Origin of the sequence: Desulfotomaculum sp. OF05-3 (assembly GCF_003435535.1) — a bacterium.
Classification (GTDB): Bacteria; Bacillota; Clostridia; order Lachnospirales; family Lachnospiraceae; genus Pilosibacter; species Pilosibacter fragilis.
The window spans coordinates 1-23,003 of record NZ_QWGO01000017.1 but is presented as its reverse complement, the minus strand read 5'-3'; the positions used below and the strand labels follow the sequence as shown (position 1 = coordinate 23,003).

General features: G+C 48.9%; 20 protein-coding genes and 1 riboswitch. Of the genes, 19 read left to right on the top strand and 1 reads right to left on the bottom strand.

Annotated elements, in window-relative coordinates:
* The first annotated feature begins 365 nt into the window (after positions 1-365).
* From DXA87_RS10300 to xerD, 11 genes are all read left to right on the top strand, one after another.
* Positions 366-1,031, top strand: coding sequence for a response regulator transcription factor (locus DXA87_RS10300; RefSeq protein WP_015552367.1), 666 nt, complete (start codon positions 366-368; stop codon positions 1,029-1,031).
* The gene (locus DXA87_RS10295) at positions 1,028-2,434 is read left to right on the top strand and encodes an ATP-binding protein (protein WP_117504255.1); all 1,407 of its coding nucleotides are present in this window, start codon (positions 1,028-1,030) and stop codon (positions 2,432-2,434) included. The genes DXA87_RS10300 and DXA87_RS10295 overlap by 4 nt, the downstream gene beginning before the upstream one ends.
* Before the next feature lie 148 nt (positions 2,435-2,582).
* Positions 2,583-2,686: riboswitch (glycine riboswitch) on the top strand.
* 177 nt (positions 2,687-2,863) lie between these two features.
* Entirely contained in the window at positions 2,864-4,216 is a 1,353-nt protein-coding gene (locus tag DXA87_RS10290; RefSeq protein WP_015552371.1) for a sodium:alanine symporter family protein, read from the top strand.
* 348 nt (positions 4,217-4,564) lie between these two features.
* Positions 4,565-4,690 carry a hypothetical protein gene (locus tag DXA87_RS18625; RefSeq protein ID WP_278286485.1) on the top strand — a complete coding sequence of 42 codons (126 nt, stop codon included), beginning with the start codon at positions 4,565-4,567 and terminating at the stop codon, positions 4,688-4,690.
* Between the two features lie 280 nt (positions 4,691-4,970).
* On the top strand, positions 4,971-6,035 hold the full coding sequence (gene recA, locus DXA87_RS10285; protein WP_015552372.1) for a recombinase RecA: 1,065 nt from the start codon (positions 4,971-4,973) through the stop codon (positions 6,033-6,035).
* 93 nt (positions 6,036-6,128) lie between these two features.
* Entirely contained in the window at positions 6,129-6,641 is a 513-nt protein-coding gene (locus tag DXA87_RS10280) for a regulatory protein RecX (protein ID WP_117504253.1), read from the top strand.
* Positions 6,642-6,799: 158 nt separating this feature from the next.
* The gene (rny, locus tag DXA87_RS10275; protein WP_117470838.1) at positions 6,800-8,344 is read left to right on the top strand and encodes a ribonuclease Y; all 1,545 of its coding nucleotides are present in this window, start codon (positions 6,800-6,802) and stop codon (positions 8,342-8,344) included.
* Between the two features lie 162 nt (positions 8,345-8,506).
* A complete protein-coding gene (proC, locus tag DXA87_RS10270; RefSeq protein WP_117470874.1) occupies positions 8,507-9,307 on the top strand; it encodes a pyrroline-5-carboxylate reductase in 801 nt (266 codons plus the stop codon).
* Positions 9,308-9,484: 177 nt separating this feature from the next.
* The gene (locus tag DXA87_RS10265; RefSeq protein WP_117470873.1) at positions 9,485-10,021 is read left to right on the top strand and encodes an NUDIX hydrolase; all 537 of its coding nucleotides are present in this window, start codon (positions 9,485-9,487) and stop codon (positions 10,019-10,021) included.
* Between the two features lie 375 nt (positions 10,022-10,396).
* Positions 10,397-10,876, top strand: coding sequence for a hypothetical protein (locus DXA87_RS10260; RefSeq protein ID WP_147324210.1), 480 nt, complete (start codon positions 10,397-10,399; stop codon positions 10,874-10,876).
* 610 nt (positions 10,877-11,486) lie between these two features.
* Positions 11,487-12,374 (top strand): site-specific tyrosine recombinase XerD, encoded by an 888-nt coding sequence (gene xerD / locus DXA87_RS10255; protein ID WP_117483438.1) that lies wholly within the window; start codon positions 11,487-11,489, stop codon positions 12,372-12,374.
* 235 nt (positions 12,375-12,609) lie between these two features.
* Here xerD and DXA87_RS10250 read toward each other — a convergent pair whose 3' ends face one another.
* Positions 12,610-14,064, bottom strand: coding sequence for an NAD(P)/FAD-dependent oxidoreductase (locus DXA87_RS10250; RefSeq protein ID WP_282433267.1), 1,455 nt, complete (start codon positions 14,062-14,064; stop codon positions 12,610-12,612).
* A 294-nt stretch (positions 14,065-14,358) separates the two neighbouring features.
* Between DXA87_RS10250 and DXA87_RS10245 the strand changes: the two genes are divergently transcribed.
* From DXA87_RS10245 to DXA87_RS10210, 8 genes are all read left to right on the top strand, one after another.
* Positions 14,359-15,075, top strand: coding sequence for a FadR/GntR family transcriptional regulator (locus DXA87_RS10245; protein WP_015552379.1), 717 nt, complete (start codon positions 14,359-14,361; stop codon positions 15,073-15,075).
* A 173-nt stretch (positions 15,076-15,248) separates the two neighbouring features.
* Complete coding sequence (locus DXA87_RS10240; protein ID WP_015552380.1) at positions 15,249-16,496, top strand: enolase C-terminal domain-like protein; 1,248 nt, start codon at positions 15,249-15,251, stop codon at positions 16,494-16,496.
* Positions 16,497-16,529: 33 nt separating this feature from the next.
* A complete protein-coding gene (locus DXA87_RS10235; protein ID WP_015552381.1) occupies positions 16,530-17,549 on the top strand; it encodes a TRAP transporter substrate-binding protein in 1,020 nt (339 codons plus the stop codon).
* A 10-nt stretch (positions 17,550-17,559) separates the two neighbouring features.
* Positions 17,560-18,045: a TRAP transporter small permease gene (locus DXA87_RS10230; RefSeq protein WP_015552382.1), complete on the top strand. Its 486-nt coding sequence runs from the start codon at positions 17,560-17,562 to the stop codon at positions 18,043-18,045.
* Positions 18,045-19,328, top strand: a complete 1,284-nt coding sequence (locus DXA87_RS10225; RefSeq protein ID WP_117483436.1) for a TRAP transporter large permease — start codon at positions 18,045-18,047, stop codon at positions 19,326-19,328. Before DXA87_RS10230 ends, DXA87_RS10225 begins: the two co-directional genes overlap by 1 nt.
* A 57-nt stretch (positions 19,329-19,385) precedes the next feature.
* Entirely contained in the window at positions 19,386-20,426 is a 1,041-nt protein-coding gene (locus DXA87_RS10220; protein WP_015552384.1) for an alcohol dehydrogenase catalytic domain-containing protein, read from the top strand.
* A gap of 26 nt (positions 20,427-20,452) precedes the next feature.
* Entirely contained in the window at positions 20,453-21,214 is a 762-nt protein-coding gene (locus DXA87_RS10215; protein ID WP_117483435.1) for an SDR family oxidoreductase, read from the top strand.
* 266 nt (positions 21,215-21,480) lie between these two features.
* Positions 21,481-23,003 (top strand): FAD-dependent oxidoreductase (locus DXA87_RS10210; RefSeq protein ID WP_117504251.1); only part of this gene is annotated, 1,523 nt, incomplete at its 3' end.

Genomic DNA, 23,003 nt, shown 5'->3' with positions numbered 1-23,003 from the left:
ATATGCTTCCGGTATAGGCAGATATGTAGTAGAATGGTAACTGTTCAGTAGGTCTGCGCATTTACTGCGCTGACCGTAAGAAAACATAGGCTGGAAGGCAAAAATCCCATCAGCGAAGCTGATCTGGAATGGATTTTTGCACGTAACTATGAAGGTACTGAATAGTTACGTAGAATGGTAACTGTTCAGTAGGTCTGCGCATTTACTGCGCTGACGGTAAGAAAACTTAGACTAGAAGGCAAAAATCCTATCGGCACAGCCGATTTGGAATGGATTTTTGCGCGTAACTGTGTATTGAACAGTTACGTAGAATGTTTTTAAGGTACTGAACGGTTATGCAGAAAGTGAGACAGGAGGAAAGGACCATGGCTCTGATCTATGCGGTAGAAGATGATAAAAATATTCTGGAAATTGAGATGTTCGCGCTAAAGAACAGCGGATATCAGGTGGAAGGATTTGAATGTGCCCGCGATTTTTATAAAAAGCTGGAAGAGAAGCAGCCGGACCTTGCCCTTTTGGACATTATGCTGCCGGATGAGGACGGACTGGAGATCGTTGCAAAGCTCCGCCGTCGTCCGGAGACGAAAAAGCTTCCAATCATCATGGTGACGGCAAAGAGTACCGAGATCGACAAGGTAAAGGGACTTGATGTCGGAGCTGATGACTACCTGACAAAGCCTTTTGGTGTCATGGAGCTGATCGCCAGAGTAAAGGCGGTGCTCAGAAGGACGATGGAGGAAGATAAATTCCTGACCTTGGGGGATATCTTCCTGGATGATGAGAAACATATGGTATACGTGAAGGATGTTCCGTGCAGCCTGACATTTAAGGAATATGAGCTCTTAAAGCTCCTGCTCCACAATGCGGGGATCGTAGTGACGCGAGAGATCATTTTAGAGCGCGTATGGGGAATCGACTTTGAAGGTGAGTCGAGAACGCTGGACATGCATATCCGGACGCTCAGACAGAAACTCGGTGAAGCGGGTTCCATGATCCGCACTGTGAGAAATGTGGGGTATATGATCGAATGAAACGGAAAATCCATATGGAACTTCTGGCCACGGCAGTGTTCGCAATTTTACTGACACTGCTGTGTGCCTTATTTGTTTTTTACGGGGTCTACCGGAAACAGGTCATCGGGGATCTGAAGGCTGACGCTCTTGTCATGAAAAATATGCACATCTTCGACAATATATCCGATCTGCATCCGGATGCCTACGACCTGAACCCGGATACGCTGCGTATCACGGTGGTGAATGCCAATGGGAGCGTTATTTTTGACAGCAACGCGGATTTTTCTGTGATGGAGAACCATGAGGACCGCCCGGAGATCCACATGGCGGCGAAGGTCGGAGAAGGAAGCGGAACCCGCCGGTCGACGACTCTGGATAGAAATCTGTTCTACTATGCGATCCGGATAGACAACGGACGGATCTTGAGGATCGCGAGGGAGGGCGACAATATTTTTGCCCTGACCCAGAACATGATGATGACGGTAGTCGGAGTATTTGTCCTTCTCTTTTTCTTCTGTATCATGATGGCTAATTACTTTACGAAGAACCTTGTGGCGCCGATCGAGCAGATGGCGGAGAATCTTTCGGAGCCGGGGACGCAGGCGGCCTATAAGGAGCTGGTACCGTTTATGAATAAGATCCGGCAGCAGCATGAGGATATCTTAAAGAGCTCCCAGGTCCGGCAGGAATTTACGGCGAACGTGTCCCATGAGCTCAAGACCCCGCTCACGGCGATCTCCGGCTATGCGGAACTGATCGAACACGGCATGTCCGGGGAGAATACGGAACGGTTTGCGTCGGAGATCCATAAAAACGCGGCGAGACTTCTGACCCTGATCAATGATATCATCCAGCTTTCCCAGCTTGACGGCGGAAAGAAAGATGTGGAGTATAGAGATCTGGATCTGTTTCCGCTGGCGAGAGAATGTGTGGACATGCTCCAGATGAATGCCCAGAAACAGAACGTGACGATCCGGGTCCAGGGCGGAGAAGCACCGGTTTTCGCGGATAAGCAGCTGATGGAGGAATTGATCTATAATCTTTGCGACAACGCGATCCGGTACAATAAAAAGGACGGAACTGTGACGGTGACGACCGGCATTGAGAACGGGCATACGTTCCTTTCTGTGAAAGACACCGGAATCGGTATCTCTGCGGAATATCAGGAGCGTGTATTTGAGCGATTCTACCGTGTGGATAAGAGCCGCTCGAAGGCGACGGGAGGAACCGGTCTGGGACTTGCGATCGTAAAGCACATCGTTGCCCAGCACGGGGCAAAATTGACCCTTGAGAGTGAGCAGGGCAAGGGAACGGAGATCCGCGTAGAGTTCTCGGAGGCGTTAAAGCAGCATGAGATTGAAACTGCAAAACAGCGTCAGGAGGTTCATGCGGAGCGGTCAGAAAATGGTTCGTCAGATTGAAGCAAAAGACAGATGATCTGCAGGTCATATGTGACAATATTTACAAAAATTACAAAATTTGCTGCTTTACTTCAAAAACACGTTGATACAGAAGGAAAACTGTGATAGTATGTAACACATAAGTGCAGTCCAGGCGGACAAACGTCCGTCTGGACACTCTGGAGAGTCTCCGTATGGAGCGCCGAAGGTGTAAGACCGGTTCATGTCCATGGTACCGGTCGATCTCTCAGGCAAAAGGACAGGGCATACAAATAACCACAATGGGACAAAACCCGTTGTATGCAAATGTTCTACTCTTTGGAGAGCTGATCAATATCAGCTCTTATTTTATTGCATGGAAATTCAGAGGGGATATTCCATGATGCCGGACAGCCGGAAATTTAAAGAAAAGGCTGGCGGCTATGATGATGAAAGAGGAGGATAATTAAAATGGACACACTGATGCAGCTTGTAACAAAGGGAAATGATTTTCTGTGGAGCTTTCTCCTGCTCGTTCTCTTATGCGGAACCGGACTTTACTATACGATCCGCCTGAGATTTATTCAGGTCAGAAAGTTCGGGGAGGGCGTCCGTCAGGTATTCGGGCATTTCAGCATGAACGGTGAAAAGCACGAAAAAGGCGAGATGACTCCGTTCCAGTCCATCGCGACAGCCATCGCAGCCCAGGTAGGTACAGGAAACCTTGCCGGAGCGGCGACAGCCCTCATCGGCGGAGGCCCGGGCGCGATCTTCTGGATGTGGATCAGTGCATTCCTCGGAATGGCGACGATCTACGGAGAGGCAGTTCTGGCACAGACATATAAGACAGAGGTAAACGGTGAGGTGACAGGAGGTCCTGTCTACTACATCAAGGCGGCGTTCAAGGGAACATTCGGAAAGGCGCTTTCCACTCTGTTCGCGGTATTTATTATTCTTGCGCTGGGCTTTATGGGAAATATGGTTCAGTCCAATTCTATCGGAGCAGCGTTTGTGGAAGCATTTCAGGTATTCCATGTGGAACTTTCACCGGTGATCGTCGGCATTGTCGTCGCAGTGATCGCAGCGGTGATCTTCCTTGGAGGAACAAAGAGTCTGGCAACGGTAGTTGAGAAGATCGTTCCGATCATGGCCGGCGTTTATATCGTCGGCAGCCTGGTCCTGATCTGCATGAACATCACGGCTCTTCCGGCAGCGTTCCTTTCCATTATCGAGGGCGCGTTTGCGCCGGAAGCAGTTCTCGGCGCAGGCGCTGGAATCACGGTGCGTGAGGCGATCCGCTATGGTGTTGCCCGCGGCCTCTTCTCAAACGAGGCAGGTATGGGATCCACCCCGCATGCCCACGCGAGAGCGAAGGCGGAATCTCCACATCATCAGGGGCTCTGTGCAATGGTCAGCGTGTTCATCGACACATTTATCGTCCTGAACCTGACGGTATTCTCTGTCCTCACAACAGGCGTTATGAGCACAGGAAAGGACGGCACCGCGCTCACTCAGGCGGCATTCATGAAGGGATTCGGCAGCGCGGGGATCATCTTCGTTGCAGTCTGCCTGTTCTTCTTCGCGTTCTCCACGATCTTAAGCTGGCATTTCTTCGGACTTGTGAATGTGAAGTATTTATTCGGCGAGAAGGCATCAAAGCTCTACTCCCTGATCGTTGTTGCCTGCATCGTGATCGGTTCCTGCCTGAAGCTGGAGCTTGTATGGTCCTTAGCGGACTTCTTCAACGGGCTTATGGTCATTCCGAATGTTCTGGCGCTTCTGGCGCTCAGCGGACTGGTAGCGCGGGCTTCGAAGGAGAGATAGGAAGTCCTGGCGTGAGCTGGATGGGAATACATATATAATAAATAGGATAGAATGGCGGCAGAACATGTATTGTGGGCATGGGCTGCCGCCTTTTGTTGTTTACGCGGAGCATGGGGAAGGAAGCTGTGAGGCGGATATTGGAGATCAGACAAATTTTTCATGGCTGACCAGGTAAAAAATGAGGGTCTGAATTTGTGGAGAATGCCGATTGACAGAGCGAAGGAATTTCGATATAGTACGGGTATCTGAAATCGTTCTGGGAGGTCTGTCCCGGATAGCAGATAGTTCATGATGCGGGAAAGCATCGTCCTGGCGGCGGATCGCTGCAGGCCTCAGTGAGAAGATAAGATGGAAAGAAGTAAAGGACAGGCAGAAGGGTATTTTATGACAGCGGAGAGCAAAAAGTCTGGTATTGAAACGTGGGGATCTGCCGGAGAGGGGATGAAGTATGATGGTGTTACTGTGCGCGGGTAGGGATTTTTCCGATTTGGAATGCGAAGCATCAGCAAAATCAGTTGCTGTTTGCGCAAGGCGTGGACATTAACATGATGGTGGAAGAAAAGCCGGACGGAATGAGAAGAAACAGTTGACTTTTTACAGGGATTATATTATGATTAACAGGTACAGAACACTTGTTCGCATATGACGATTGCTTTGGCAGGACGGGAGGGAAAAATTCGGACTGCAAAGTTAGTAATTTGTGGATGTCCGGGGACGCGGGGAACGCTGCGGGGCCGGATCTTGGAGGAAGAATATGAATAAAGATGATAAATTAAAAGCCCTTGACGCGGCTCTCACACAGATTGAAAAAGCTTACGGAAAAGGCTCCGTTATGAAGCTCGGTGATTCCGGTGCGAATATGAATATCGAGACGGTTCCGACGGGTTCTCTAAGCCTTGATATCGCTCTCGGACTTGGCGGCCTTCCGAAAGGACGTGTCGTTGAGATCTACGGACCGGAGTCCAGTGGTAAAACAACGGTCGCTCTCCATATGGTAGCGGAAGTCCAGAAGCGCGGCGGGATCGCCGGATTTATCGACGCTGAACACGCTCTCGATCCGGTATACGCGAAGAATATCGGAGTTGATATCGACAATCTCTATATCTCCCAGCCGGATAACGGCGAGCAGGCCTTAGAGATCACAGAGACGATGGTGCGTTCCGGTGCCGTTGATATCGTGATCGTGGACTCTGTAGCGGCACTTGTTCCGAAGGCGGAGATCGACGGCGATATGGGTGACTCCCACGTCGGCTTACAGGCCCGCCTGATGTCCCAGGCCTTAAGAAAACTGACCGCCATCATCAGCAAGACAAACTGTATCGTGATCTTTATCAACCAGCTCCGTGAGAAGGTCGGCGTTATGTTCGGAAACCCGGAGACGACCACTGGTGGACGCGCCCTTAAGTTCTATTCTTCCGTTCGTCTTGACGTAAGAAGAACCGAGTCCTTAAAGCAGAGCGGCGAGGTGATCGGAAACCACGTCCGCGTAAAAGTTGTAAAGAATAAGATCGCTCCGCCATTTAAAGAGGCAGAGTTTGATATTATGTTCGGAAAAGGAATTTCCCGAGAGGGCGATGTCCTGGATCTGGCTGCTGACGCAAATATCGTCGAGAAGAGCGGTTCCTGGTACGCGTATAAGGGAGCGAAGATCGGTCAGGGACGCGAGAACGCGAAGACCTACCTTGCGCAGAATCCGCTGATCTGCGAGGAGATCGAGAATCAGGTGAGAGAGCTTCACGGACTGGAAGCGCAGCATGTTGCCCCGGGTGAGGCAGCTGCGGCACCGGCGGTTAATGAGGCTGAGGAAGCTGACGAGTAATAAAAATAATGATGAAAAAGAGAACTGTCTGGCGGGTACGGCACTTTAGAAAGAAGCTTGAGACAGGAAGGCAGTTCTGACAGGAAAGCATAGATGAAAGAATGGCAGCAGGAAGAGCACCGGGAGCAGAAAATGTATGCCGGTGCGGATGGAGACGCGGTTCCGGAGGAGTTCCGGGAGGCGCGGAACAAAGGTCTCTACTATCTTCAGTTTTCCGGAAAAACAGAAAATGAAATGCGCAAGAAGCTGGCGGAACAGGGGTTTTCGCCAGCCTCTGTTGAAGATGCGCTTCTTTTTCTGAAACACTACCGGTATCTGGACGATGAGGACTACGCGAGGCGGTATGTGGAGAAAAACGACCACAAAAAGAGCATCCGCCAGATGAAATTTGACCTCCGCCAGAAAGGCGTCAGCGACGATCTGGTGGAGATGGTCTTTGAGGATATGGAGGTGGACGAGTCTGCCCAGATCCTCGGACTTTTGAGAAAGAAAAATTACGACCCGGAAGAACCGGATCCCGCGAAACGCCAGAAGATCTACGCATTTCTGGCGCGAAAAGGTTTTTCCTACGACGCGATCAACAGTGCGATGAAGCAGTGGGAATAGAGCTGTTTCCGGCCCCAAAGGACAGGATATGACAGGCTTCGTGGGGATGCACAGAAGTACCCGGAATGAGGGCATTATACTTGACATAATGCATAAAACAGTTTAAAATTGAAGTGTTGTAATTAGTACAATGAAAACTAAATAAAGGAGGTGCTCCTGTGTCACCAATAATCAGCGTTATTATAACAGCAATTATTGTGGCTCCTATTACCTGGGTCGTGGCTGTTGCTTACCGCAAGAACAGTTATGAAAGCAAGATCGGTAGCGCAGAGGAAAAATCCAGAGAAATAATAGATGAAGCATTGAAGGTCGCCGAGACGAAGAAGAAAGAAGCTCTCCTGGAAGCGAAGGAAGAGAATTTAAAAGCGAAAAACGAGCTTGAAAAGGAAACCAGAGAACGGAGAGCCGAGATCCAGCGTTATGAGCGCCGCGTACTGAGCAAAGAGGAAAACCTCGACAAAAAATCTGAGGCAATGGAGAGAAAAGAATCCAGTCTTGCCGCGAAGGAAGAGACTTTAAGAAAGCGTTCTTCCGAGGTCGAGGAATTATTTGCTAAGGAGCAGGAAGAACTGGAGAAGATCTCCGGACTTACCAGCGAGCAGGCGAAGGAATATCTTCTGAAATCCGTAGAGGAAGATGTAAAACACGACACCGCAAAGCTCATCAAGGAATTAGAAGCCAAAGCAAAGGAAGAAGCTGACAAGAAAGCCAAAGAATATGTGGTTACCGCCATCCAGAGATGTGCAGCTGACCATGTGGCTGAGACTACAGTTTCTGTCGTTCAGCTCCCGAGCGATGAGATGAAGGGCCGCATCATTGGACGTGAGGGACGTAATATCCGTACTCTCGAGACAATGACAGGTGTGGAACTCATTATCGATGATACACCGGAAGCTGTCGTATTATCCGGTTTTGATCCGGTAAGACGTGAAGTTGCAAGAATTGCTCTTGAAAGACTGATCGTGGATGGACGTATCCATCCGGCGAGAATCGAAGAGATGGTGGAGAAAGCGCAGAAGGAAGTTGAAAACATGATGCGCGAGGAAGGTGAAGCCGCAATCCTTGAGGTCGGCATTCACAATATTCATCCGGAGCTCGTCAAGCTCCTCGGCAAGATGAAATTCAGAACCAGCTATGGTCAGAATGCATTGAAGCATTCCATCGAGGTCGCACAGTTATCCGGTTTACTGGCAGCCGAAATTGGTGTTGACGTCAGAATGGCAAAGCGTGCCGGCTTATTACATGACATTGGAAAATCCGTTGACCATGAGATGGAAGGTTCCCATGTACAGCTCGGATCGGAACTCTGTAAGAAATACAAAGAGTCCCCGATCGTTATCAATGCTGTGGAATCCCACCATGGCGATGCTGAGCCGACGAACCTTATTTCCTGCATCGTTCAGGCAGCAGATACGATCTCCGCTGCAAGACCGGGTGCAAGAAGAGAAACGTTGGAGACATACACGAACCGCTTAAAGCAGCTTGAGGATATCACAAACTCCTTCAAGGGAGTAGACAAGTCCTTTGCGATCCAGGCGGGACGCGAAGTGCGCATTATGGTAGTACCGGAGCAGATCAGCGATGACGATATGGTTCTTCTCGCAAGAGATATATCCAAGAAGATCGAAGAGAGCCTGGAGTATCCGGGACAGATCAAAGTCAACGTGATCCGCGAGTCCAGAGTTACCGATTACGCGAAATAAAAATGAAAGCCGTTGCTGTGCAGAGAGAATCTGTATGGCAGCGGTTTTTTTAACAGGAAATTTAGAAGTCTCTGTGCTGCCGAAGCTTTTGCAATATGAGCAAAGATTGGTCTGCTGCAGATGAGAGATAACAGAGAATATAAAACAGGAGGTAATATTGATATGGCAAAGATTGGTTTTATCGGAATGGGAAACATGGGAACCGCTATCATGCGGGGACTTTTAAAGACATATAAGCCGGAAGAGCTGCTTTTCACAAGCGCCCATGAGGCGAAGATGCAGAAAATTACGGAGGAGACAGGTGTTGCCCATGTCTCAACAGCAACTGACTGCGCAGAGCAGGTAAAATACCTGGTGCTGGCAGTAAAGCCGCAGGTACTTCCGACAGTTTTTAAGGAATTAAACGGAAAGATCAGGAAAGATCAGGTTGTGATCTCCATCGCGGCTGGATATGCGATCGCGGATCTCCAGGCAGGTCTCGGAGACAGTGCGAGAATCGTCCGCTCCATGCCGAATACACCGGCTATGGTCGGCGAGGGAATGTCCGGGGTGAGCTACGATGAGGCGCTGTTTACCGATGAGGAAAAGGATGTCATCGACGGATTCTTTACTTCCTTCGGAAAGATGGAGAAAGTGGATGAGAAGCTGATGGATGTTGTTGGAAGCGCCAGCGGCTGCTCCCCGGCCTATGTATACATGTTTATCGAGGCGCTGGCTGACGGCTGCGTAAAGAACGGACTCCCGCGCCAGGCCGCTTACAAGATGGTTGCCCAGGCCGTTTTAGGAAGCGCGAAGATGGTCCTTGAGACAGGAAAACATCCGGGCGAATTAAAGGATATGGTATGCTCACCGGGAGGAACCACTATCGAGGGACTTGCTGCCCTTGAGGAGAACGGATTCCGCGGTGCGATCATTAAGGCGTGTGATGCAAACTTTGAGAAGAATAAAAAGTTAAAAGGCTGATAATTACGTGAAAGACACGGAAATTTCCGTAGCAGTGTGAAAAATGTAAAAAAATAAGTTCTGAGCAGAGGAAAATACTGCAGGGTAATTCCGCAGAATAGAAAATCTGAGAGGAATTGTTTAGAATGTCTGTTAAGGCAGTTAACAGATACATTCATGAAAGGAAAAGACTTTAGTATGGAAAAAACAACTCGTTTAAAACGTGATCTTGCATACACCGGAACGATCTTAAAGATCTACCGGGATACCGTTGTCGCGAACGGAATCGAGGAAGTGTATGACTATATCCACCACGATGGCGCGGCAGCCGTTCTCCCGGTGACAAAGGACGGAAAGATCCTCATGGTGCGTCAGTACCGGAACGCCTTAGACCGGTTCACGCTGGAAATTCCGGCAGGAAAACTTGATGCGCCGGATGAGCCGAAGATCGAGTGCGCGGCGAGAGAACTTGAGGAGGAGACAGGATTCCGCAGCGAAACCCTGGAATTCCTGATGACAGTCAACACGACAGTGGCTTTCTGCGATGAGCAGATCGGTGTCTATATCGCAAAAGACCTGATCCCGTCAAAGCAGCATCTCGATGCGGATGAGAGTATTGATGTGGAAGAGTGGGAAGTAAAGGATCTTCTTGAGATGATCTACACCGGCAAGATGACAGACGCGAAGACGATTGCGGCAATCCTTGCGTACGCTCAGAAAGAGGGAATTCGATAGAAAAAACGGCAGAAGCCAGTAAGCGGAAAGTGTCAGTGAGGATAGGGCTGGCTGCCTGCCTGTGGAAAGATTGCTGCAATTAGAAAAAATCCTGGTAACTGTTCAGTAGGTCTGCGCACTTGCTGCGCTGACCGTAAGAAAACATAGGCTGGAAGGCAAAAATCCCATCAGCGAAGTTGATCTGGAATGGATTTTTGCACGTAACTATGAAGGTACTGAATAGTTACAAATCCTGTGGATAAAGTAGGCCCATATGCGCATACATTGTGAAAAAGGAACATGGACGGTATCGCTATGGCCGGAATTCACAGGCATCGGAGATTTTGGGACAGTCAGATGTTCTGGCTGTCCTTTTTTTTATTCTTGGGGACCGTTATGGGGACAGTTTTCTTCAATAAGATGAGCGCAGAGATGAAAAGCACACTTGAAAGCTGGTTCTCCGGGATCCTCACATCATCGGAGATCGTGTCGGCGGACCGGTATAGTCTGTTTGTGGGAGTATTGAAAAAACGGTTTGTGTGGATTTTATTGGGAATTCTGATCTGCCAGGCAGTTTTTGCCAGAATCCTGTTTTACGCGGGAGCAGTCTATCTGGCATTTACATCCGCAATCGCTGTCTGTGTGTTGACGATGCATGCGGGAATTTATGGGATCCTGCGCTTTTTCGGACTTGTATTTCCGCAGGGATTCTTTTATATACTGGCGGCTTACCTTTTATGGATCATGGTCGTGGAGCAGGCGGATGGAAAAGAGAAAATCAGGTTATGGATGATGGTATTTTTTATGGTGCTTGGAATTATATCTGAGATATTCATAAATCCAAATTTCTCAGCGCTGATCTTCCAACTGTTTTAGAAAGGCATATCTGAAAATCGTGGATTTGAATTAGGGCGTCAACGGAAGAGACAATATCTGACGAAAGGCGTTGAAGGCGTGGTACGGTAGTCAGGATAATGGGGCGGAAAAGTGGAATTTTCCCAGGAAATACGCGGCTTTCAGCCCTTTTTTTTAAAAAAAAATTTTGCGCATTTTGACAAGATATTGCCATTGTGGATATATACAGTTCCATATCTAGCGATTAGTTATGTAAAATAGTCTAAAATGGGATCCAAGTGGGAAAAATCCGTTTGATTTTGCCCTAAAATGGGACTATAATGTAGAAAAATACTGGTTTTGCCGGGAAAAACAGCGTATCGGGGGGATGGTGGAAAACTTAGGCCTATGTCCCCTGTTTCCCAAAGGCAGACATCGTGAAACTAAAAAACAGATAGAGTATAAACGTGTATAGACACAGGTGCTGAAAATTGCGAACAGAAAAATTTTGTGTAACTGTTCTGTGGATTTGCGCACTTGCTGCGCTGACCAGGAGAAAACATAAGCGGGTGAAGCTGCTGATTAGTTATGATTTCGTATAGGATCGTGAAAAGCGCGGATAACTGTGTCTGGAAATGAACGGGGAAAAGGTATGAGAGAGGAAATTCAAACCTTCATAAACTATATGGAGGAAGAAAAACACGCGTCAAAAAATACAACGCTTTCTTATCAGAGAGATCTGTTAAAAATGGCAGATTATCTGGAGGAAAACGGAATCACAGACTGCGGGAAAGTGACAAAGACGGCGTTAAATTCCTATATCCTTTTCCTGGAGAGAGAAGGAAAAGCAGTGTCGACAGTTTCGAGGGCACTGGCATCCACGAGATCGTTCTTTGGCTGGCTGTTTAAGGAAGGGAAGATCCGCCGTGATCCAGCAGATTCGATGCATGCGCCGAAGATCGAGAAAAAGGTGCCTGTGATCCTCACAGTTGACGAGGTGACGAAACTTCTGGAGCAGCCGTCCGGCGCGAATCCGAAGGAGATCCGCGATAAGGCAATGCTGGAACTCTTATACGCGACAGGGATCCGCGTGACGGAACTTGTGAATCTAAAGCTCTCCGATGTAAATATGTCCATCGGCTTTATCACCTGCCGCGATGAGCACAAGGAGCGGATGATTCCCTTTGGCCATGCGGCGAAGGATGCTCTTGCGAAATATCTGGAGTCTGCCCGTGAGACATTTTTAAAAGGAACACGATCGGAACTGCTGTTTACAAATTACAGCGGCAGAGCCATGAGTCGTCAGGGATTCTGGAAGATTATCAAATACTACGGGGAGCGGGCAGGAATCGAGGAAGACATCACACCCCACACTCTGCGCCATTCTTTCGCGGCGCACCTCTTAAGCAATGGCGCTGACATGCGTGCCGTCCAGACCATGATGGGTCATTCCGACCTGGCATCCACCCAGATGTACACGGCATATGCCATGGACAGCGCGGTCAGAGAGGCGTACCAGGGAGCGCATCCAAGAAAGTAAAAGTGAAAACTTAGGCTGGAAGGTAAAAATCCCATCGGCGAAGCCGATTTGGAATGGATTGGAGAAGGAAAAACGCTTACTGGTCATCAGTAGTTGTTTATAAAATATGAAAAGAGCACCTGCGGCTTCAATGTTTTGGAAAATTCCTTAAAACATTGGAGCGCAAAGATGCTCTTTTTTCTATTTTACATGTGTGGTTTTCAGCATACAGATTCAAAGGAAGCTTTTTACTGCCTTATTTCTGATCGATCCTCGCGAGGATACTTCTCGCAACAGAAAGTCCATTCGCGGATGCCTGCTGAAGTCCGCGGGTCACGGATGCACCGTCACCGATGGCGCGGAGACCGTGGATGTTTGTCTCGAAGTCCTTATCGACAACGACCTTGTTGGAGTAGAATTTAACCTCCACTCCGTAAAGCAGTGTCTCATCGCTGGCGATACCCGGAGTTACCTTGTCGAGGGCCTTTAACATCTCCTTGATGTCCACCATGATGCGGTGCGGGAGAACTAAGGAAAGGTCGCCCGGAACGGCATCCTTTAAGGTCGGGATGATGTTGTTTCTGCAGAGACGTTCCTCCGTGGTGCGGCGGCCTCTCTGGAAATCACCGAAGGTCTGGACCAGGATCTTTCCGTCGCATAGCATGTTGGACAGCTGGGCGATATGTTTGCCGTACTCGATCGGGGTCTTGAAGGGCTTTGTGAAGTTCTTGGAAACCAGGATCGCAAAGTTTGTGTTGTTTGTCTTATATTCTTTTGATTTATAAGCGTGACCATTTACGACAGCCAGGCCGTTCTCATAGTATTCGGTAGCAACCTCACCGGACGGGTTCGTACAGAATGTACGGACCTTATCGTCGAAGGTCGGTGTGTAGTATACAAGCTTTGCCTCGTAGAGGTTCTTGTTGAGGAACTCCATGACCTCGTCGCGGACCTCAACACGGACGCCGATGTCGACGGTTCCTACTTCGGTATCGATTCCGTGGTCATCGCAGATGTGGGAGAACCAGTCGGAGCCTTCACGTCCGATGGCGGAGACGATCTCATCTGCGTAGTATGTCTCATCTTTATCGGTGATAACACCCTTTGCGGTACCGCCCTCGATGATGATATCCTTGACCATGGTGTTGAATTCCATGTGGATTCCGTTCGCGAGAAGGTGTTCCTGCAGTCTTGTGTAGATCTTATAACCTTCCTCGGTTCCGAGGTGGCGGATCGGGCATTCGATGAGTTTTAAGTTTGCGTTGATGGCTTTCTTGCGGATCTTGCGGATCTCCTGCTGTTTGTCAACGCCGTAGACGTTCTTATCAGCGCCGAACTGCAGATAGATATCGTCGGATTCCCGGATGAGTTCAGTTGCCTTGTCATATCCTAAGATCTCCGGCAGATTTCCGCCGACATCCGGGGAAAGGGAGAGCTTGCCGTCGGAGAAAGCTCCTGCTCCGGCGAAACCGGTGGTGATAGAACATGGTTTGCAGCCCACACACACCTTTGTTTTTCTCTTCGGACAGACACGTTTCTCGATCGGTCTTCCTTTTTCAATCATTAAAATATTCAGTTCAGGTTTTTCTTTGATCAGCTCATACGCGCAGAAGATTCCGGACGGGCCCGCGCCGATGATGATCACGTCAAAATGTTCTCCGGATTTCATATCACAAGTCTCCTTTCGGGTGAGTGGATAATTTCTGTACACATCATTTCTATTCTACCATGGAAGTTTCAGCGATGCAAGCAAACGGCGGCAGATCAGTACAGAGTGATATAGAGTTAAGATGCTTTACATGGGCAGTCATTTTCTGCATGGAACATATCAACATTCCCCGCAAAGATTCCGTTCAGTCTGTAAAAAACAACGAAAAATATTGAAAATGGGTATTGACTTTAGGTAAAAATAGGATATAATCAACTCATAGGTTGTCTGACAAGTAAAAGAACAATCTTATCCGCCCAACAAGCAGAATAATAAAGAAGCAGGTAACGCGCGAGGATGAAAATAAAAACAGTCAATATTACGGATCAGGTCGTTGAGTATCTGAAGGAAAATATTGAATCCGGAAAATGGAACATCGGCGAAAAGATTCCGTCTGAAAACCAGATGGTTATGGAACTTGGAGTCAGCCGTTCCAGTATCCGATCGGCACTTCAATATCTGATCGGGATTGGTGTTCTGAAAAGCTATCAGGGAAAAGGAACGTTCCTGATCAACACTCAGGTTGAAAACTGGGACGAGGCAGAATACAAGATCACATCGGAAGATTGTATGGATATCTGCAAAGTACTGGAATTCAGAAAGATTCTGGAGCCGGGGGCATGCGTACTCGCAATGGAAAACTGCGATGAAAAAACAGTTGCCGCTCTGGAAGTTTATCTGGAACAGATGAAGGAATTTAAAGGAGACCGAGCGAAATTTGTCCGTGCAGACCTGAAATTTCATGAAGTTATCAGCCGGACCTCCGGCAATCCGCTTCTGGAAAAGAGTCTTCATAAAGTTTTTCTGGAATCCAGAAAGAACCATGAACAAATGAATGAGTTGTTCGGATATGAGACGGGACTTCACTACCACACGGAGATACTGGAAGCATTTAAAAATCATGATGCAGAAAGGGCTCGTGACGTAATGGAACAGCATCTTGGTGGTTCGATTGAGACATTGAAGATGTCTGGAAAGATCGAAGATCGTGAAGGCGGAACAGGAAAAAAATAAGCAATGAGTAAAACAGGGTGTCGGTTGCAGCGCAAAAGGCACCTTGATAATAAAACCAAACTTGTATGATGAGTAACAAGTTAAGAGACAATCAAGACAACTTGAAAATCTGCAAAATCAATAAACTGATTATGGCAACGTCTTATAAATAAAAGGATGAGGAGGAATATGGGATGTCAGTAAAGATTAGGGATATCCGGGTGATCTGTACGGCACCGGAAGGAATCAATCTTGTGGTCGTAAAGATTGAGACAAATCAGCCGGGGCTGTATGGACTTGGCTGCGCAACCTTTGCTTACCGCCATCTGACGGTAAAGCATCTGATTGAGGAGTATATGAAGCCGCTGCTTGTAGGGCGTCCGGTTGAAAATATCGAGGAGACCTGGCAGCTGATGCATCAGAACGGCTATTGGAGAAATGGCCCGATCGAGAATAACGCGATTTCCGGAATCGACATGGCGCTTTGGGATATCAAGGGAAAGATGGCAGGGATGCCGTTATACGAGTTGTTTGGAGGAAAAGTAAGGGAAGGAATTCCGGTCTACCGTCATGTGGACGGACGGGACATTAATGAGATCTGCGAGAATATTCAGATGTATCAGGAAATGGGGATTACCCACTTAAGATGCCAGTGCGGCGGTTACGGCGGACTTCCTTATGGACAGACACCTGAGACAGCACCAGAAGGCGCACATGATGGATTGTATCTCGATTCTAAGAAATACATCCGCGATACAATCCAGTTATTTGAACAGATTCGAGCGAAGATCGGTTACGATATGCAGCTTGTGCATGATGTCCATGAGCGGATTGCTCCGGCTGATGCGGTGGCGCTTGCGAAAGGTCTTGAACCGTTTGATCTTTTCTTTCTGGAAGATCCGGTTCCGTTAGAGCAGCTCTCCTGGCTTAGAAATTTAAGACAGCAGACGAGCATCCCGATCGCGCAGGGGGAACTGTTCAACAATCCGTATGAATGGAGAACCGTGATCGCAGAACAGCTCATCGATTTCATCCGTGTTCATATCAGCCAGGTTGGAGGAATTACACCGGCGAGAAAGCTTCAGATCTTTGCGGAGCAGTTTGGTGTTCGGACAGCATGGCACGGACCGGGGGATATGTCTCCGTTAGCCCATGCAGCAAATATCCACATCGACCTTGCGGCACAGAATTTCGGTGTTCAGGAATGGTCCGGGATCGAACCGCCGAACTTTGTGATTCAGGAATTAAAAGGACCGCACGGCGCGCTTCTTGATGTATTCCCAGGTATGCCGGAGTATCGGAAAGGCTATGTTTACGCGAATGATAAGCCAGGCCTGGGCGTCGATATCGATGAAACTGAGGCGGCAAAGTATCCGTGTGAGAACACCGTGACAACGTGGACACAGACAAGAGGACGTGACGGAGCACTTGTAACTCCGTAGATTTTCGGAAAAGGGAAAGGAGCTTAAAGAGGAATGAGCAAAAAGTCATCAGCTCTCGCAGCTGCAGGAATTCTCGCAGCAGCAGTTGTACTCAGCGGATTCAGCATCTACAAGGACAGTCATCAGAAGAACAGCACAGACGGAACGATCACGCTTCGAATGGCACAGACCTCATCACAGGCAGGAGCCATCGGACAGTCGATGGAAGCATTTGCAGACAGGATTTACGATGAGACCGAAGGAAAATATAAGATCGAGACATACCATAACGGACAGCTCGGAGCTGAGATCGATACGATCGAGGGATGTCAGATGGGAACGATCGATATCGCAGTCGTCAACCAGTCCACGATCGGAAACTTCATCAACGATTTTCAGGCGCTGGACATTCCGTACCTGATCACATCGACCGAGCAGGCCGATGCCGTGTTCCTGGGGGATATCGGAACCCGTTTCCTCGACAAGCTTTCCGGCGTCCAGCTCTACGGACTGGGGATCTGGGAATCCGGTTTCCGCAACCTGACAAACAGCAAGCGGGATGTCAATTCGGTGGATGATGTCGCCGGACTGAAGATCCGTACCATGGAGAATCAGGTACATATCGCATTCTGGAAAGCAATGGGAGCAGATGCGACCCCGATGTCATGGGGCGAAGCTTACACAGCACTCCAGCAGGGTGCACTTGACGGACAGGAGAACCCGGCAACCGTTATCCTGACAAACAACGTCGCTCAGGTCAACAACCACCTTGCAATGACCGAGCATGCGTACTCGACCGTTTTCCTTGTCATGAGTCCTGAGACATGGGCATCCTTTGACGATGAGACAAAAGAAACCTTCAAACGTGTGATGGCTGAGTGCAGCATCGAGGAGAGAGAAATCAGTCGTAAGATGGATTCCGAGGCAGTCGCAGAGCTGGAAAAACAGGGAATGACCGTCACATATCCGGATAAGCAGCAGTTCATCGACAAGGCAGCAGACCTGTATGCGCAGTGGGAAGAACAGTATGGTGATATGATCTCTGAGATTCGGGCACTGTCAGTAAATAAGTAGGAGGTGCGTTATGGAAAAATTCGCGGCAGTCTTTAAAAAAGTACAGAAAATCAATAAAGCGATCATCGGCGCAGTCCTTTTACTGATGATCGGAGTTGTATTCTTACAGACATTTTGCAGATTTGTTATATTTAAGAGCCTGACATGGTCGGAGGAACTTTCCAGATATCTGTTTGTGGCATTGATCGTTCTTGGAATCAACCTCGCGGCGACAGATCACCTGTTTGTCCGCATTGAGCTGATCGACGGATACCTGAAGGGAAAGGCACAGTATGTTATGGATGTGATCCGGAAAGGAATCGCCATTTATGTTAGTTTGATTCTTATGTATAGCGGCTACGGGCTTATTGAGATCGGTGGATATCAGATCAGCCCGGCAATGGGAATTCCAATGAGCCTGCTTTACGGGATCATGTTTATCGGATTTATTATGAATTTCCTCGCATTGATCGTAGATACCTGGGAGGAATTTGGAAAAGAGAAGGAGGTAGGCTGATGCAGACTGCAGCTATTGCTTTGATCGTTGTCCTGCTTGTCGGCATGGCATGCGGACTTGAAATTACATGGGCATTGGGGTTATCATGTATTGTAGCGGTTCTTCTTGACCCGAAGCTTACATTTGTAGTGATCGCACAGAGAATTTTCGCAAACTCCAACAGCTTCTCAATGCTGGCGATCCCGGCATTCATGCTCGCCGGTGACGTTATGTCAAAGGGCGGACTTTCCAAACGTCTCGTTGCCTTTGCAGATTCCCTCGTCGGCTGGATCTCCGGTGGAATCTCCCTGGTATCCATCGTTGCCTGCACATTCTTTGCAGCAATTTCCGGTTCCTCTGTTGCTACAACAGCGGCTATCGGCGGACTGATGTACCCGGAGATGGTAAAGCGCGGCTATCCGGAATCTTATGCGGCAGCTGTTCAGGCGATCGGAGGAACACTTGGAATCGTAATTCCGCCGAGTATCGTGCTCGTTATTTACGGTAATATCACAGGAACAGACGTAGGCGCACTCTTAATGGCCGGTATTCTTCCAGGTGTTGTCTGCAGCATTTTTCTTTGCCTCTATGCTTACTACAAAGCAAAGAAATGCGGATTCCCGAAATCCGACAAGTTTTCCTTCAAGAGATTTCTTGTTTCCTTTAAAGACGCAGTATGGGCGTTGATCATGCCGGTCATCATTCTCGGAGGTATTTACGCCGGAATCTTTACACCGACAGAGTCCGCAGTTGTTGCCGTTGTTTATGGTCTGATCGTATGCCTCGCTGTTTATCGCGAGATCAGCATGAAGACGATCTGGGAGATCGTTGAGAATACAGCAGAAGGAACTGCAAACCTGATGATCCTTGTTGTGACAGCGCAGATGTTTGGCTGGCTGATCTCTTATTATCAGATCCCGCAGGCAGTGACGAACTTCATGCTCGCATTTGTCTCTAATAAATATATGTTCTGGGCGATCATCATCATCCTTCTGACGATCTGCGGTATGTTCCTGGAAGTTGGAGCAACAAACCTGATCCTCGGACCGATCCTTGCTCCGATCGCAGCTGCATTCGGCATCGATCCGGTACAGTTCGGACTTGTATTCGTATTCCTTCTTGCAATGGGACAGGCGACACCGCCTTTCGGAACCTGCATGTTCGTGGCATGTGGAATCAGCAAACAGTCCGTTGGGCAGGTGTCAAAGCATCTGGTTCCGTTCGTTGTAGTAGAGATTCTCTGCGGAATCTTATTTGCACTTGTTCCGGGAATTTCACTGCTGCTCCCGTCGATCATAGGATAACATGGAATGAATCGGTTATAGATAAAACAAAGTCTTTTAGAAAAAGGAGAATGAATCATGGCTGAAATGATGAAAGAAGTCGTTGTTGTAGAACCGCATAAATATGAGGTGCGTGAGGTTGAGATTCCGGAACTTGCAAACGAGGATGAAGTCCTTATCCAGATGAAATCCGCAGGTGTATGCGGAAGTGACCACCACATCTGGCATGGTTCCAACCCGTGCTCCACATATCCGAGAATTCCGGGACATGAGAATGCCGGTGTGATCGCAAAGATTGGTAAAAACGTGAAAAATGTGAAAGTGGGTGACCATGTTATCGTGGATCTTCTCTCCTCCTGCGGAACCTGTTACCAGTGTACGCATGGAAGAAAGAACGTGTGCGAGCATGTAAAAGTAAGAGGTTCCGGAGCAGACGGCGGCTGGAGACAGTATTTCACGGCGCCGGCAAAAGAAGTATACAAGATTTCCGATTCTGTCAAGTGGGAAGATGCGGCACTTGTTGAGCCGTTTGCAATCGGTTCCCACTGCACAGGACGCGGTCGTGTGGTCGAAGATGATGTTGTATTTATCCTTGGTACAGGAACGATCGGTTCCATTATTTTACAGACATGTAAGGCAAAGGGCTGCAAGACCGTGATTTGCTGTGATATCAGCGATTCTTCCCTTGAGCGCGCAAAAGAATACGGCGCTGACTATGTGATCAATTCCAAGACTCAGGATGTTGTTGCGGAGATCCAGAAGATCACAGACGGACATGGCTGCACCGTAGCGTTTGACTCTGCATGCTTCCCGGGTTCCCTGACGATGTGCCTGCAGCCGGGGATCCTCTGCAACGCGGGCCGTATGGTACCGATGGGATTCTGTACAGAAAAAGAGGGAATCACACAGGCGATGATCAATCAGAGAGAGCTTGACATCATTGGCTCCAGGATGTCTCAGGATGCGTTCGAGCCGACGATCGCAAGAATGGAAAAGGGTGAGTATATCACCGAAGGCATCGCAACAACATTCATCAAATTCAGCGAGATCGACAAGGTCTTCCATCTGATGGATCATCCGGACGAGTCCGCGAAGAAGATGGTAATCCTGTTTGACTAAGAGAAATCTGAGAGGAGAATATGATCATGGAATTATTTAATATTGAAGGAAAAAAAGCGATCGTAACAGGCGGAACAAGAGGACTTGGTTATGGAATGGCAGAAGGTCTGATGGAGGCAGGATGTGAGGTCGTGATCGTTGGAACTTCCGATAAGGTCTATGATGTGGCAAAAGGATTCTGCGACCGCGGCTTCAAGTGCCACGGTGTAAAAGCAGATTTCAGCAAGCGGGAGCAGGTATATCAGGGATTCAATGACTGTGTGGCTGCACTTGGAGGCGATCTTGACATTATTGTAAACGCACATGGTATCCAGAGACGTCATAGCGCGGAAGTATTCCCGATCGAAGAGTGGGATGAAGTTCTCAATGTAAACTTAAATTCTGTATTCATTCTTTGCCAGGAAGCTGCAAAGATCATGTTGAAGAAGGGATATGGAAAGATCATCAACATCGCATCTATGGTATCCTGGTTTGGCGGACAGACTGTTCCAGCTTACACAGCAGCAAAGGGCGGCGTGACACAGCTCACCAAGGAACTCAGCAATGACTGGATTGCAAGAGGCGTCAACGTCAATGCGATCGCGCCGGGTTATATGGCAACAGAGATGAACTCCGCGCTGCTTGATCCGGAGAATCCAAGATATCAGCAGATCACCGAGCGTATTCCGGCAAATCGTTGGGGTACTGGCGATGACATGAAGGGTGCCTGCATCTTCCTCGCATCCCACGCCAGCGACTATCTGGGCGGAGCGATCATCCCGGTAGACGGCGGATATCTTGTAAAATAACATAGGTACAAATGAAAATGCCGTCCGGAAAGTCTCCGGACGGTATTTTTTTGCAGGCACAATCTTATCTATGAATTTGTCTAAAAATTAACGTTAAACAAAAGATTATTAAGCAAAATACATAAAACACTTGATTTATTTAATGAACACATGATAGAATCGACAATATGTTAAGAAACAAATTCAATAAGCCATAGAGGGGAAAGCAGACATGCCTGCGTGAGAAGGTGTGACTGATGAAAAAAGATTGCAGAGGAGAGGATCATATGAGCAGATTGGAAATCATGTCCCCGACCCGCGCGCGGATCGTGATGGAGGGACTTTATAAAGATCTGGAACGAAGAATCGAGTCGAGCCCGCCGGGGCTCTGTCCGGTTGATATGGCCAGAGCATTTCTGGAGCTGTGCCATGCGCAGACCTGTGGAAAGTGTGTGCCGTGCCGGATCGGTCTCGGACAATTGAACCAGCTGATCCGGGATGTGTTAAACGGAAAAGCGACGATGGACACGCTGGATCTTATGGAAAAGACAGCACTGTCGATCATGGACTCCGCCGACTGCGCCATCGGCTATGAGGCAGCGAACATGGTCTACAAGGGACTCATCGGCTACCGCGATGACTATGTGGAGCACATCAGGAACGGGCGCTGTACCTGTACCTACAACCAGCCGGTTCCCTGTGTCGCGATCTGCCCGGCCCATGTGGACATTCCGGGCTATGTGGCGCTTGTGGAAGAAGGAAGATATGCTGATGCGATCCGCCTGATCCGCAAGGACAACCCGTTCCCAACGACCTGCGGCTTTATCTGTGAGCATCCCTGCGAGGCGAGATGCCGCCGGAATATGGTGGATGATGCGGTCAACATCAGAGGACTCAAGCGGTTTGCGGCGGACTACGCAGGCTTTGTGGATCCGCCGGAATGTGCTCCGTCAACGGGAAAGAAGGTCGCTGTCCTCGGCGGCGGTCCCGGTGGTTTAAGCGCAGCTTACTACTTACAGCTCATGGGACATCAGACTACCGTATATGAGATGCTTCCGAAGCTTGGCGGCATGCTCCGCTACGGAATCCCGAACTACCGTCTCCCAAAGGATCGGCTGGATGACGATATCAACGCAATCTTAAAGACAGGAGTGGAAGTAAAACAGGGCTTAAAGATCGGCGTGGACATTACGATCCAGGAACTTCGGGAACAGTATGACGCGGTGCTCATCACCATCGGTGCCAGCACGGATAAAAAGCTTGGACTTCCGGGGGAGGACGCGGACGGCGTGCTCTCCGCAGTACAGTTCTTAAGAAGTGTTGGAAAAGACGAGATCATCGATCTAACCGGAAAAGAAGTCGTTGTCATCGGCGGCGGAAACGTGTCCATGGATGCGGTCCGAACGGCGAAGAGACTGGGTGCGAAGAAAGTCAGCATTTTATATAGAAGACGAAGAAACGATATGACAGCGCTGCCGGGAGAGATCGAGGGCGCTGTCGCCGAAGGTATCGAGATCGTGACCTTAAAGGCCCCGGCGTCCCTGGATGTCGGCGAGGATCACAAGATCCGCGGCATCTACGCGACCCCGCAGATGATCAGCGCGATCAAGGATGGACGTGCCAGCGTGAAACCGACAGGCGAGCCGGATGTCTACATCCCATGCGACATCCTGATCAAGGCCATCGGACAGGATATCGAGTCCGGACATTTCGAGAAGGCCGGGATCCCGGTATCCCGCGGCAAGATCGTCACCTTAAAGAGCGGCGCTTTTGAGAACATGCCTGGCGTATTCGCGGGCGGCGACTGCTC

What these genes read in the sequence shown, in the direction of transcription:
- DXA87_RS10265 (WP_117470873.1), top strand. Translation starts at nt 9,485, where the DNA reads ATGGAAAAAACAACTCGTTTAAAACGTGATCTTGCATACACCGGAACG.
- DXA87_RS18625 (WP_278286485.1), top strand. Translation starts at nt 4,565, where the DNA reads ATGGAAAGAAGTAAAGGACAGGCAGAAGGGTATTTTATGACAGCGGAG.
- proC (WP_117470874.1), top strand. Translation starts at nt 8,507, where the DNA reads ATGGCAAAGATTGGTTTTATCGGAATGGGAAACATGGGAACCGCTATC.
- DXA87_RS10260 (WP_147324210.1), top strand. Translation starts at nt 10,397, where the DNA reads ATGGGGACAGTTTTCTTCAATAAGATGAGCGCAGAGATGAAAAGCACA.
- DXA87_RS10280 (WP_117504253.1), top strand. Translation starts at nt 6,129, where the DNA reads ATGAAAGAATGGCAGCAGGAAGAGCACCGGGAGCAGAAAATGTATGCC.
- DXA87_RS10235 (WP_015552381.1), top strand. Translation starts at nt 16,530, where the DNA reads ATGAGCAAAAAGTCATCAGCTCTCGCAGCTGCAGGAATTCTCGCAGCA.
- DXA87_RS10230 (WP_015552382.1), top strand. Translation starts at nt 17,560, where the DNA reads ATGGAAAAATTCGCGGCAGTCTTTAAAAAAGTACAGAAAATCAATAAA.
- DXA87_RS10240 (WP_015552380.1), top strand. Translation starts at nt 15,249, where the DNA reads ATGTCAGTAAAGATTAGGGATATCCGGGTGATCTGTACGGCACCGGAA.
- DXA87_RS10300 (WP_015552367.1), top strand. Translation starts at nt 366, where the DNA reads ATGGCTCTGATCTATGCGGTAGAAGATGATAAAAATATTCTGGAAATT.
- xerD (WP_117483438.1), top strand. Translation starts at nt 11,487, where the DNA reads ATGAGAGAGGAAATTCAAACCTTCATAAACTATATGGAGGAAGAAAAA.
- DXA87_RS10220 (WP_015552384.1), top strand. Translation starts at nt 19,386, where the DNA reads ATGGCTGAAATGATGAAAGAAGTCGTTGTTGTAGAACCGCATAAATAT.
- DXA87_RS10295 (WP_117504255.1), top strand. Translation starts at nt 1,028, where the DNA reads ATGAAACGGAAAATCCATATGGAACTTCTGGCCACGGCAGTGTTCGCA.
- recA (WP_015552372.1), top strand. Translation starts at nt 4,971, where the DNA reads ATGAATAAAGATGATAAATTAAAAGCCCTTGACGCGGCTCTCACACAG.
- DXA87_RS10215 (WP_117483435.1), top strand. Translation starts at nt 20,453, where the DNA reads ATGGAATTATTTAATATTGAAGGAAAAAAAGCGATCGTAACAGGCGGA.
- DXA87_RS10290 (WP_015552371.1), top strand. Translation starts at nt 2,864, where the DNA reads ATGGACACACTGATGCAGCTTGTAACAAAGGGAAATGATTTTCTGTGG.
- DXA87_RS10225 (WP_117483436.1), top strand. Translation starts at nt 18,045, where the DNA reads ATGCAGACTGCAGCTATTGCTTTGATCGTTGTCCTGCTTGTCGGCATG.
- DXA87_RS10245 (WP_015552379.1), top strand. Translation starts at nt 14,359, where the DNA reads ATGAAAATAAAAACAGTCAATATTACGGATCAGGTCGTTGAGTATCTG.